The sequence below is a fragment of the Superficieibacter electus genome (assembly GCF_002915575.1).
Lineage (GTDB): Bacteria > Pseudomonadota > Gammaproteobacteria > Enterobacterales > Enterobacteriaceae > Superficieibacter > Superficieibacter electus.
In genome coordinates, this window is record NZ_PQGD01000008.1 from 18,860 (window position 1) to 31,553 (window position 12,694).

Annotated in this window: 12 protein-coding genes; 6 read left to right on the plus strand and 6 right to left on the minus strand. The window is 49.7% G+C overall.

The features are described 5' to 3' along the window. Positions 1 to 25: 25 nt before the first annotated feature. The 6 genes from dusB to CHU32_RS11130 form a co-directional block, all read right to left on the minus strand. Complete coding sequence (gene dusB, locus CHU32_RS11105; RefSeq protein WP_103675594.1) at positions 26 to 991, minus strand: tRNA dihydrouridine synthase DusB; 966 nt, start codon at positions 989 to 991, stop codon at positions 26 to 28. Positions 992 to 1,348: 357 nt separating this feature from the next. After that, positions 1,349 to 2,230, minus strand: a complete 882-nt coding sequence (gene prmA / locus CHU32_RS11110; protein ID WP_103675595.1) for a 50S ribosomal protein L11 methyltransferase — start codon at positions 2,228 to 2,230, stop codon at positions 1,349 to 1,351. 11 nt (positions 2,231 to 2,241) lie between these two features. Further along, positions 2,242 to 3,693 (minus strand): sodium/pantothenate symporter, encoded by a 1,452-nt coding sequence (gene panF, locus CHU32_RS11115; protein ID WP_103675596.1) that lies wholly within the window; start codon positions 3,691 to 3,693, stop codon positions 2,242 to 2,244. Further along, positions 3,683 to 3,925, minus strand: a complete 243-nt coding sequence (locus CHU32_RS11120; protein ID WP_103675597.1) for a YhdT family protein — start codon at positions 3,923 to 3,925, stop codon at positions 3,683 to 3,685. The genes panF and CHU32_RS11120 overlap by 11 nt, the downstream gene beginning before the upstream one ends. Before the next feature lie 273 nt (positions 3,926 to 4,198). Continuing rightward, positions 4,199 to 5,143 (minus strand): sugar kinase, encoded by a 945-nt coding sequence (locus CHU32_RS11125; protein ID WP_245880215.1) that lies wholly within the window; start codon positions 5,141 to 5,143, stop codon positions 4,199 to 4,201. A 31-nt stretch (positions 5,144 to 5,174) separates the two neighbouring features. Continuing rightward, positions 5,175 to 6,008, minus strand: a complete 834-nt coding sequence (locus CHU32_RS11130) for a DeoR/GlpR family DNA-binding transcription regulator (RefSeq protein WP_103675599.1) — start codon at positions 6,006 to 6,008, stop codon at positions 5,175 to 5,177. A gap of 328 nt (positions 6,009 to 6,336) precedes the next feature. On the opposite strand from CHU32_RS11130, the gene CHU32_RS11135 reads away from it, so the two are divergent. The 6 genes from CHU32_RS11135 to CHU32_RS11160 are packed head-to-tail and all read left to right on the plus strand — an operon-like array spanning position 6,337 to position 12,692. Then, positions 6,337 to 7,191 (plus strand): tagatose bisphosphate family class II aldolase, encoded by an 855-nt coding sequence (locus CHU32_RS11135; protein ID WP_103675600.1) that lies wholly within the window; start codon positions 6,337 to 6,339, stop codon positions 7,189 to 7,191. Between the two features lie 34 nt (positions 7,192 to 7,225). Beyond that, positions 7,226 to 8,116, plus strand: coding sequence for a substrate-binding domain-containing protein (locus CHU32_RS11140; protein ID WP_103675601.1), 891 nt, complete (start codon positions 7,226 to 7,228; stop codon positions 8,114 to 8,116). Between the two features lie 59 nt (positions 8,117 to 8,175). Beyond that, entirely contained in the window at positions 8,176 to 9,675 is a 1,500-nt protein-coding gene (locus tag CHU32_RS11145) for a sugar ABC transporter ATP-binding protein (protein WP_103675602.1), read from the plus strand. Further along, complete coding sequence (locus tag CHU32_RS11150; protein WP_103675603.1) at positions 9,676 to 10,665, plus strand: ABC transporter permease; 990 nt, start codon at positions 9,676 to 9,678, stop codon at positions 10,663 to 10,665. Between the two features lie 21 nt (positions 10,666 to 10,686). Next, positions 10,687 to 11,649: a sugar kinase gene (locus CHU32_RS11155; protein ID WP_103675604.1), complete on the plus strand. Its 963-nt coding sequence runs from the start codon at positions 10,687 to 10,689 to the stop codon at positions 11,647 to 11,649. After that, entirely contained in the window at positions 11,646 to 12,692 is a 1,047-nt protein-coding gene (locus CHU32_RS11160) for an aldose 1-epimerase family protein (RefSeq protein WP_103675605.1), read from the plus strand. Before CHU32_RS11155 ends, CHU32_RS11160 begins: the two co-directional genes overlap by 4 nt. Positions 12,693 to 12,694: the final 2 nt, after the last annotated feature.

The following is a 12,694-nucleotide window of genomic DNA, read 5'->3' on the forward strand; positions in this document are numbered from 1 at the left end:
AGTTCTGTTAGCTCTTTATTTCTGTTTAGGCAAGTTTTTCGAAGTATGCCTCCAACGCCTCCAGCTGTTCGCTGGCATCATCAATGGCGTTGAATGTGCGCCGAAACTGGTCATCTGGCGCGTGCTCCTGAAGATACCAGGAGACGTGTTTACGCGCAATTCGGTACCCTTTTGCCTGACCATAAAAATCATGCAGTTCCCGAACATGCGTGCAAAGTAAGCGCTTGATCTCTGCCAGCGGCAGAGGGGGCAGCAGCTTCCCAGTGTCCAGATAGTACTGGATTTCCCGAAAGATCCAGGGTCTTCCCTGAGCTGCCCGGCCTATCATCAGGGCATCCGCCCCTGTATAGTCGAGAACAGCTCTGGCCTTAAGCGGGTCAGTAATGTCGCCATTCGCAATAATCGGAATGGAAACTTTCTGCTTAACTGCCCGAATGCTGTCGTACTCAGCATCTCCGTTAAACAAGCAGGCGCGGGTGCGTCCGTGAATAGTCAGAGCCTGAATGCCACAGTCTTCAGCCAGTTGGGCAATCTCTGTGCAGTTACGGTGTTCCGGAGCCCATCCGGTACGAATCTTTAGCGTGACAGGAACATCCACCGCCTTTACAACACCGAGCAGGATAGACTTCACCACATCCGGATATTGTAGCAGGGCAGAACCTGCAAGCTTCCGATTCACCTTCTTCGCCGGGCAGCCCATATTGATATCAATAATCTGAGCGCCACTTTCCACGTTAATACGCGCGGCTCCGGCCATCTCTTCAGGATCGCTGCCGGCAATTTGCACGGTGCGAATCCCTGGCTCATCAATGTGTACCATCCGTAAACGGGACTTGTCGCTCTCCCAAACCTGCGGGTTGGAGGACATCATCTCGGAAACGGTTAACCCTGCTCCCATCTCATAGCACAGCGTCCTGAATGGTCTGTCGGTAATGCCAGCCATCGGTGCTGCGATCAAACGATTTCTGAGCTGGTAATGTCCGATACGCATGAGTTAAGAAATAACCACTCTGTGACTGCAAGGCGGCGTATATTACGCATTTTTTGCATGAGATGAAAGGCCAAACTTTGACCAATCCTCTGTCCTGGATCAATGAATCGCAGCCTGGAAGGCTTCTTATAAATAAATTACCTTAAATATCATGCAGTTAATAAATTACGGCGATTTTGTATGCAATTATAAATTCGTAAAACTTCTCTTTTTTTCTTACCGGAAGTACCGCGCTGGCGGGATAAAAAGCTGTTTTAATAAGCAAAAAAGCGTTTATGAATGCGATCGCGGTCTCATTTTTAGATAAAAATATATCGAAACTATCAATAAGTACGCGGCCCGCCGGCCGCGTTGGGATTACTTTTTACGGCCAGTGATCCGGCACCACTCCTCTTTCTCAACCACCGGGTCGAGCGCGAAGAGATCGGCATAGGCTTCACAGACGCTTTCCGCCTGGCTTGCCAGAATGCCCGATAGCCCCAGCAGGCCGCCCTGAACCGGCAGTACGCTGATAAGCGGCGCAAGCTCGCGTAGGGGGCCTGCAAGAATGTTAGCTACTACCACATCGGCTTTCATCGCTTCCGGCTGGTCCTGCGGTAAATAAAGCGCCAGGCGCTCAGAAACGCCGTTACGCTCTGCGTTGGCGCGGCTGGCCTGAATGGCCTGCGGATCGATATCAATCCCAATCGCCTTCGCCGCACCCAGTTTGAGCGCCGCAATGGCCAGAATGCCGGAGCCGCAGCCAAAATCAATTACCGTTTTACCACTAAGATCCAGCCCGTCCAGCCACTGTAGGCACAGCGAAGTGGTTGGATGCGTGCCGGTGCCAAATGCCAGTCCCGGATCGAGCATCACATTGACGGCGTTTTCATCCGGCACGTCGCGCCAGCTCGGGCAGATCCACAGACGTTCACCAAAACGCATCGGGTGGAAATTATCCATCCACTCACGTTCCCAGTCTTTGTCCTCGATCTGCTCAATTTTATGTACGAACCCAGCGCCCAGCAGCGGATTCAGCTCCAGCGCGGCAACGACCGCTTTCATATCGGTTTCCGCATCGAACAGGCCGATAACGTCCGTATCGCCCCACAGGCGCGTTTCACCCGGCAGCGGTTCAAATACCGGCGTGTCATGCGTGTCCTGGAAGGTAATGGAAACCGCACCGGCCTCCATCAGCGCATCGCTCAGCTCTTCGGCATTCGCGCCGGTTGTATTTAATTTCAGTTGTATCCACGGCATGCAAAAACTCTTTATTTATCAGGAGAAATGATAGCGTCTTGCGGTACAGGTTGACCGAAACGGTTACCCACCACAAACGCCAGCAAACTTAACAGCAATGCAGGGACAATCGGATGAAAGCCCAGATACTGAATATTCAAGGAGGCGAGTACGGCATAAAGCACCCCGCCGATAATCATCGCACTTAGCGCTCCAGCGGCATTGGCGCGCTCCCAGTACAGGCCCAGCACCAGCGGCCAGAGAAATACCGCTTCAAGCCCGCCGAACGCCAGCAGGTTCAGCCAGATGATCATCTCAGGCGGACGCCATGCGGCGAGCAGCAGCAACGCCCCCAGAGCCAGCGTAATCACCGCCGACATACGTTTAAGCCGACGCTCGTTTTGCAACTGCTCTGGACGCATATTCAGGTACAGATCTTTAATGATAGTCGCGGAACTTTGCAGCAGTTGGGCGTTAATAGTCGACATAATTGCCGCCATTGGCGCGGCGAGGAAAATCCCGGCGGCGAACGGCGGCAGGACTTTAACCATTAACGTCGGAATAACCAGATCCGGCACCGTAAGGTCTGGGATCACCGCGCGTCCCAGCGCGCCGGCCAGGTGCATGCCGAACATCAGGATGGCCACGACAATGGTGCCGATAATAATCCCGCGATGAACGGCTTTACTGTCTTTATAGGAGATGCAGCGTACCGCGGTATGCGGCAGGCCGATTACGCCAAAGCATACCAGTACCCAGAAAGAGGTCATAAAGGTCGGCGAGAGAATATCCTCCGCGCCCTGAGGGGAAACCAGTTTCGGGTCGATAGTCCTCAGCGTTTCAACCGCATGGCCTAAGCCGCCAGTCGCATGTACCACGCCCACCAGCAGCACAAGCGTGCCGATCAGCATCACCATCCCCTGCATCGTATCGTTGAGCACGCTGGCACGAAATCCACCGAAAGCGGTGTACAACGCGATGCTAATACCAAAGATCAGCAAACCGGTTTCATAGGGTATGCCCGCGGCCGTCTCCAGCAGACGTGCGCCGCCGATAAACTGTACCGTCATCGCACCGACAAACGCGACCAGCAGGCTCAGGCTCGCCAGCCAGACCAGCAGTCGGCTCCGGTAGCGGGCAAACAGCATATCGTTGAGCGTCACGGCATTATAGCGGCGGGCAAGGATAGCGAATTTTTTGCCGAGAATGCCGAGCGAGAGCCAGATAGCAGGGAGCTGGATCATCGCCAGCAGCACCCAGCCTAAACCATATTTATACGCCGCGCCGGGGCCACCGATAAACGAACTGGCGCTGATATAAGTCGCCGTCAGCGTCATCGCCAGCACCACGCCACCCATTGAGCGGCTGCCGAGGAAATACTCGTTTAAAAAATTGCCCGTTGCCCGTTTACGCATGGCATAAACCGACAGGCCAAATACTATCAGTAAATAGGCGATAAGCGGCAGGATCACTTCAGACTGCATCATCGTCCTCCAGCGAAATATCGCGATAGATAAATTTCACCATCGCCCAGCACAGCACAATAAAAATCAGCGGCACCAGCAGACAGGCCATTTCAAACCAGTGCGGCAGGCCGGTTATGCCCTGTGCTGAACCTGGTAAGTAAGCGCCCACTAACCATGCGGCGAGGTAAAGAAGCGTTAACCACAACGCCCAGCGCGCCTCTTTATGAGCCTGAGCAAAACGTTTATTCATAGCTTTCCAGAGTCAGGAATGTCGTTATTCTGCGGTGATTGTACGGATAGAGAGGGCATTACCCAAAGATTTTCCGCTGTAGCCGGCGAGGATACAGCGGAAAGGGAGGGTTAAATAGTCAAATGGAGGGCGACGTTCACATTAGCAGACCCGTTTTCATCGTGCCAGTCGAGGGCGATCAGATGCAGCGTGCCGTGATATTCGCCTTTTCGCGGCAGCGTCGATCTTCGCTACCGGGCGTAGTGCTGGAAAAATCTATAGCCGGGGCAGGCTCTACGGGCGAGGTTGATCCCGCAGTAGGTTTTCAATGTCGGAAATAGACGAAATGCCTTCCATTGGTCCCTGTTGCATTACGGCGAGCGCGCCGCTGGCATTGGCGTATTGCAACGCTTTCTGTGCTGAAAAGCCTGCCAGAAACAGAGAGACAAAGGTTGCGCCAAAACAGCCGCCCGCACCTGTCGGGTCGACGCTATTTACCTTGTGACCAGGAATATGCAACGTCTGAAGCGTATTCTTCTCAAGCCGGTAATAGCTTGCGCCTTGCTGTGCGCGTTTTACCGCAACATGCTTTACGCCGCTATGGAGAAGCTCGCTAATAATCTCTTCTGCTGGCTGATTTTTATAACGTGCGAAAAAAGGCAATTCGCTTTCGCTGGGCAGAAAAATATCTGTATATTCAACCAGGTAGTCAAGAGCCTGTGCCATTTCAGGAATATTAAGCATCTCTTTACGAATATTGGGATCGAAGGACACGGTGCCACCAGCATCTTTAATGACGGTAATTGCTTTACGCATCGCGTCAATCATTCGGAAAGAAAACAATGACGAGCCCATAATGTGAATATGGGTACACTGGTGCAGCAGCTCGATATCAATATGTTTAGCGGCAAACACACCACAGGCGCTATTGGGAATATTAAAAACGAAGTCGCGCTCCTGCGGAGTGCGATAGCTTACGAACGCCGTGCCCGTTACGGCATTATCTATAATGTGGATGCCATCGGTAATCACACCTTCATGACGCAATCTCTCAATATTCAGCCGACCGAAATCATCGCTGCCCACGCAACCAAAAATGATTGCCCGATGGGCAAGCTTTGCAACCTGAGCGGCGAAAATCGCGGGTGCCCCGCTGGGAAAGGGCCCCACAAACTCGCCTGGCTGAGTGAATTTTTGTTGCGGGTCCCGCGACAAAAACTCGACCAATAATTCACCCATGGTACAAATGGTAAGTGTCACAAACACCCTCTCATTCCTGAAACCTCTCGCGATTAGTCCAGGTAAAGCACTCATTACTGGTATAAAGAATAACAAAATCAGCATGCTGTAATTGTTGCTGATAATGTTCATTAATACTGCGGTAGACGATCACATTTTCCGCCTGATCGATATGGCCGATAGACGCGGTGGCAGAGGCCGAATCTGCGGTCACGATAACAGTTTTGTTTTGTGCGTGATCAAAACAAAGCTGCCAGGCAGGTGCCAGCCGGGGCATGGCAATATTCAACGCTCCTTCCGCATCAATATTGCTAACCTCCAGAATACTGTGGGTCAGGGTGTAATGCTGAAATGCCTGCTCCAGCGATTTTCCCGCCAGCGCGGTATCCGGACGTAACATTTCACTGCCGGCCAGGATGATCTCTCCGTCAATAAATTGATTTGCCAGAAGCGCATGCTCAGGATCGTTGGTGATCAGACGAAGTTTTTTCACTTCGCTTAACAGCGGGATAATTTTGCGACAGAACGCACCATGGCCGAGAAATAACGTATCCCGGTCGCGAATGAGACGAACGCAGTGGCGGGCAATCTCCATTTGTTGCGCCAGTGACGGCGTCGCTGCCTGTAGAACTGCTTCTGGCTCCGCAGGCGTTGTCGGCGTCGCGATTGCCCCGCCGAATGAGCGTTTCAGGTAGCCCTGTTGCTCCAGATAACTTAAGTCGCCGCGAATGGTTACCCCAGAAACACCGAGTTGAGCAGATAAGTCATCAACCTTGATTTCTCCTTGCGCAGCGACAATTTCAGCAATCTTCAGCCTGCGTTTTAAAAGAGTAGAGGATTTTCTCGGCACGTTAACACTCGTAATTGGCCTGTAATGTCTATCACTATAATCTCATGATTTTTTCTTTGAAAGTTATCCTTCAGCAAAGCTGTACTTTGAAAAGCTCTTCATAACCCTGTTTTACATCTCTTAAATACAACCTATTGAAATACAATGATATTTATACAGGCCTCGTTGATTTCTTAACTCTCGCTTTCAAAATGAAAATTCATTTTGGTTTTGTTTTGTAAGTTTTGTCTCGATTTTTTGAGCTTAATCACGCTTTTTGCCTCTTTGCTTATGCTAGTTTTCTTACAAAATGAAAGTAAAGACTAACTTTCTTCGTTTTGTAAGCAAAAAGCCAGGAGAAGAAATGTTCATTATTTCAAGTAAAAACATGTTGAAGAAGGCGCAATGTGAGGCATACGCTGTACCGGCGTTCAATATTCATAACCTTGAAACCCTTCAGGTCATTGTGGAAACCGCAGCACAATATCGCTCTCCGGTAATACTTGCGGGTACGCCTGGCACGTATCGCAACGGAGGCGTGGGAAATTTGATATCGCTGGTGAAAGCACTGTCCCGTGAATATCAGCTGCCGCTGGCGTTACATCTTGACCATCATGAAGAGTGCGAAGATATTTTTAATAAAGTGCGCGCCGGCATCCGCTCCGTCATGATTGACGGCTCTCATCTGCCATTCGAAGAAAATATCGCGCGCGTTAAAGAGGTTACGACCTTTTGTCATACCTATGATGTTAGCGTGGAGGCTGAGCTGGGACGTCTCGGCGGGCAGGAAGATGACCTGGTGGTTGACGCAAAAGATTCTGCTTATACCTCACCGGAAGCGGCGGCAGAGTTCGTTCAGCGCACGCGGATCGACTCGCTGGCGGTCGCGATTGGCACAGCGCATGGTCTTTATACTCAGGAGCCTCGCTTAGATTTTTCACGCCTGGAACAGATCCGCCAGCACGTAGATATCCCATTAGTTTTGCATGGCGCTTCCGGTTTAACGGAGCATGATGTGCAAAAATGTATTCAGCGCGGTATTTGTAAAGTGAATGTCGCCACTGAATTAAAAATAGCTTTTGCCGATGCGCTGAAAGTCTATTTCCATAATAACCCCGATGCTAACGATCCGCGTCACTATATGCAGCCTGCTAAAGCTGCAATGAAGGAAGTGGTGGCGCGTATTATTGGCGTCTGCGGCAGTGCAGGAAAGATTTAAAAATATCTGACCCTACAAAACAACGAGGAACGTTATGAAAAAAATAAAATTACTTGGCTCTGCTATGTTAGTGAGCCTGGCATTGTTCTCACAAAGTTCATTTGCCAAAGAGTATAAAATTGGCGCTTCACTATTAACACAGCAACATCCTTTTTATATTGATTTGGCTAACGCAATGAAAAGCGAGGCCAAAAAAGACAACGTTAATCTGAGCATTTCGATTGCTAACCAGGATTTGAATAAACAGTTGTCTGATGTGGAAGACTTTATCACTAAAAAAGTCGATGCCATCATTATCTCTCCCGTCGATTCAAAGGGCGTACAGGCCGCTATTATCAAAGCGGACAAAGCAGGCATCCCGGTTATTACTGTTGATGTAGCTGCCGAAGGGGTGCCGGTCGTGACGCATGTAGCGACCGATAATTATGCGGGAGGCGTACAAGCCGGTAAATTAATGGGGAAAATGTTAAATGGTAAAGGTACGGTCGCCATTATTTCCTATCCGGCACTGCAATCTGTCGTGGCCCGCGTAGAGGGCTTTAAGAAAGGATTAGGCGAGACTCCCGATATCAAAATTGTCGCGGAACAGCCGGGGATCACCCGGGCCGAGGCGTTAACCACTGCCCAAAACATTATGCAGGCGAATCCTGGCCTTAGCGGCTTGTTTGGATTTGGCGATGATGCGGCGCTGGCGGCGGTGATTGCAGCCAAATCCGCGCGTAACGACAATATCAGGATCATTGGTTTTGACGGCATGAAAGAAGCACGCGATGCGGTCGATAGCGAAAAAACATTTGCCGCGGTGATCCGTCAATATCCCGATCAGATGGGCGAAAAAGCAATTGATGCCGCGGTTGATCACCTTAACGGTAAATCGGTGGAAAAACTGATCCCAGTACAACCTGGTGTCTATACAGGGAAATAAAATTATCTTTACCTCACAACAAAACGCAGAATGCGTTTTGTTGTGATACTGAGGTAACAATGACAGATGTTATTCTTGATGTTTCGCATATAGTAAAGACATTCGGTCACGTCCAGGCGTTAAAGGATATTACCCTGACCATCCGCAAAGGACGTGTGCATACATTATTGGGTGAGAACGGCGCAGGCAAATCAACGTTAATGAAAATCCTTGCGGGTGTTTATCCTCCAACACAAGGAACGATAACGCTACACGGTAAAGACATTGCGATTAATAGCCCACAGCATTCGCGCAAACTTGGCATTGCCATTATTTTCCAGGAGCTCAGTCTTAGCAATAATATGACGGTTGCGGAAAATATTTACGCTAATAATGAACCAATGCATTGGGGAATTATTAACGACAAAAAAATGCTTACTGATTGTCAGCAGCTGTTGACCGAGTTAGGTATTCCTCTGGACCCACAGGAAGTGGTCGGTAATATGTCGATGGCGCATCGGCAATTGGTTGAAATTGCCAAAGCGCTAAGTTATCCGGCGGATGTGGTGATCATGGATGAGCCAACCTCCTCACTGAGCGATAACGAAGCTGAAATTTTATTTAATATTATTGCCAAATTAAAAGCACGTGGCAGCGCAGTCATTTATATCTCTCATCGGATGGATGAAATCATGCGCATTTCTGACGATATCTCCGTGATTCGCGATGGAGAATATATTGCTACCCATGAGAAAAAAGACAGTGATATCCAGCGCCTGATAGCGCAAATGGTCGGACGGGAAATGAAAAATATCTGGCCGCCGCGTATTGGGCAAAAGCCCGATGAAAGCGTCACACCAAAACTGGAGGTGAGGGATCTTACTCACCCAACACTGTTTCAGCAGGTGAGTTTTGCCGTGCGGCCAGGTGAAGTGCTGGGATTTTTTGGTCTGGTAGGCGCGGGACGTTCTGATGTAATGAAAGCGTTATTTGGGCTGATTGCTTATCAGGGAACCCTTTTAATTGATGGTCAGGAAGTCACCCTCTCAAACCCGAAACAGGCGATCGATCATGGCATTGCGTTTGTGACGGAAAACCGTAAGGAAGAAGGGTTGGTACTGATGCATGACGTGAACATGAATACGCATCACGTTGCCTTTCAGTATAACGCGTCGGTGATGGGCCTCATTAATCATCAGGAGGAGGAGAAGCGAACGCTGGCGTCGATCGCCCGCATGAACACGAAAGTGAATTCAATCCATCAACTAACCGGCGCATTAAGCGGCGGCAATCAGCAGAAGATCGTGTTATCGAAATGGCTGGAAAAAACACCGCGCATTTTATTGCTTGATGAACCGACGCGCGGTGTGGATGTGGGCGCAAAATTTGAAATTTATAACGTCATACGCCAACTGGCGGCAGCAGGCACGGCCATTATTCTGGTCTCCTCTGAACTGCCGGAAGTGATGGCGCTAAGCGATCGTCTGGTTGTTATGCGCAACAAAACCATCGCTGAAATTTTTTCATGTGAAAATTTAACGCAGACGCAGGTAATGACCGCGGCAACAGGAGTACGGTAAATGACTGAGAAGACTATCCCTATGTCAAAAGCTCCGGCTTTACCCGCAGCCAGCGGATTTAAAAAAGCCCTGAAACAATATGGCGGTATTCTGAGCGGCATGGTGGTGCTGATCATTCTGTTCAGTTTTATGAATGACAGTTTTTTCACAACCAATAATATTACCAATATCATTCTTCAGGTTTCTATCATCGCCATCACGGCGTATGGTATGACGTACGTATTACTGCTGGGTGATATAGATTTATCAGTAGGTTCGACGATCGCTTTAATCGGCACGTTTGCCGCCCTGGGCGCGTCATGGGGCGTTCCTTTTATATTATTGGTGCCTCTATCCATAATAGCGGCGCTGGTTCTGGGAATGATTAACGGAGGATTAACGGCCTTCGCGGGAATACCCTCCTTTATTGTCACCGTTGCCACCATGGGGATCTTTCGCGGTATAGCCTACATTGTAACGGATGGCACGCCGATTATGATCAAGGATAACGCTTTTCTGGCGCTTGGCAACGGCGAGTTTTTATATATTCCTGTTCCTATTTGGATTCTGCTGATTTTATTGCTGGTGAACCATTTCATTCTGACTAAGACAACATTTGGCCGCAAAATTTATATCACTGGCGGTAATAAAGAGGCCGCGATTTATTCTGGTATTAACGTTGTCCGGCTGAATATTAAAGTCTTTATGATCACCGCCGTGCTGGCGGGCGTCAGCGGCATGATCCTCGCTTCCCGTCTTTACTCCGGGCAGCCTAATTCCGCGCTGAGCTATGAACTGGATGCAATCGCCGCCGCCGTGCTGGGTGGTACAAGTCTGAATGGTGGTTACGGTACGGTTATCGGCACCATGATTGGCGCGTTAACCATTGGCGTTATCAATAACGGCATGAACTTAATGAATGTCCCCTATTTCTATCAGATGGTAGTGAAAGGATTAGTCATTTTGGTGGCGGTTTATGTTGATGTCAGAAATAAAAGAAAACGCAGCTAATTATTTCAGGGGATTAATCATATGAGTAAGGTCTTCACGATTGGAGAAATTCTGGTTGAAATTATGGCGCATAAAATTGGTCAGCCGTTCGATCAACCAGGCGTCTGGAACGGTCCGTATCCCAGCGGCGCACCTGCAATTTTTATCGATCAGGTGACCCGACTTGGGGTGCCTTGCGGCATCATTAGTTGTGTGGGGAAGGATGGTTTTGGCGATATTAATTTACATCGCCTGGCTGACGATGGGGTAGATATAAGGGGTATTTCCGTTTTACCCCTGGAGGCAACCGGCAGCGCGTTTGTCACCTATCATAAGTCGGGCGACCGTGATTTTATTTTTAATATTAAAAATGCCGCCTGCGGTAAACTATCGGCGCAACACGTAGATGAAAACTTGCTGAAAGATTGCACACACTTTCATATTATGGGTTCATCGTTATTTTCGTTTCATATGGTGGATGCGGTAAAAAAAGCGGTGGCGCTGGTTAAAGATAATGGCGGAATCATTTCTTTTGATCCCAATATCCGTAAAGAAATGCTCGATATTCCTGAAATGCGCGATGCTTTGCATTTTGTGCTTGAATTAACGGATATTTATATGCCCAGCGAGGGCGAGGTGCTGTTACTTTCACCGCATTCTACGCCTGAACGCGCCATTATGGGTTTTCTTGATGAAGGTGTTAAAGAGGTTATCGTTAAACGCGGTAATAAAGGTGCTAGTTATTATTCGCAGGAGGAACATTTTCATGTCGATAGTTATCCGGTACAGGAAGTTGATCCTACCGGTGCAGGGGACTGCTTTGGCGGCGCTTATATCGCGTGCCGTCAGTTAGGGTTTGATGCGCATCAGGCGCTGCAATACGCCAATGTCTGCGGCGCGCTGGCTGTCACGCGGCGAGGGCCGATGGAAGGCACCTCCCGGCTTGAAGAGATCAGGGATTTTATCTGCCGTCACACCACACCTGACAGGGAAGCGTCGCTATGAAAAAAGCTATTTGGCCGTGGATCGGCGATCTCTCTCAGGTGGCGGGTATTAAGCACTATGAGCTGCGTAGCGGCAAAGCGAAAGGCACGGAAGCGTTTGATGTGCGTACCGGCGCGGGGCTGGCTTTCACCGTGGTAAAAGATCGCGCCCTGGATATTGCCTGGGCCAGTTATAAAGATACCGCACTTTCTTTTATTACACCGAACGGTATGGTCGCTCCAACGTTCTTTGAACCACAGGGTAATGGTTTTCTACGCAGCTTCTACGCGGGGCTGCTTACGACCTGCGGCCTGAGTTATATCGGCACGCCCTGCGAAGATAATGGCGAGGCGCTTGGGTTGCATGGACGTCTGGCTGCGACGCCAGCGGAAGAGGTGGGTTATCGTACCGAGCGGACTGAAGACGGTATTGAATTTATCATCAATGGCAAAATACGTGAGACGCGTCTGTTTGGCGAAAACCTGACGCTGGAGAGAACCCTTCGTTGTGAATACGGGAAGAACGTTCTGCACATCACGGATAAAGTGACCAATAACGGGTTTAGCGAGCAGCCGTTGCAGATCCTGTATCACTTTAATTATGGCTGGCCGCTATTGTCACCGGATGCGGAAATTCTCCTGTCGGCCAGAAATGTCGTGCCGCGTACGGTGCGAGCGGAGGAGGGATTAACCGGACATCTGGATATCACCGCGCCGCAGCCAGGCTTCGCCGAGCAGGTTTATTACATAACGCCTGGCAGCGATAGCGAGGGCATGAGCAAAATTGCGTTGATCAACCGGCAGTTAGGCTGGGGGATCTATGAAACATTCAGCACCCGGCAGTTACCAAACGTGATCCAGTGGAAGAATTTAGGCGCGGGCGAGTATGTGATGGGTCTGGAAGTCAGTAACAGTTTTCCTGACGGACGCGATAAAGAGCGTGCAGCAGGACGGCTCCAGTTTATTCAACCCGGCGAAACGCTCGATTACTGCTTTGAACTGGGCATTGTGGAAGGGGAAGAAGCTTTGAACGCATTGAAAGACGAAATTGCGGGTTACTGCTAATC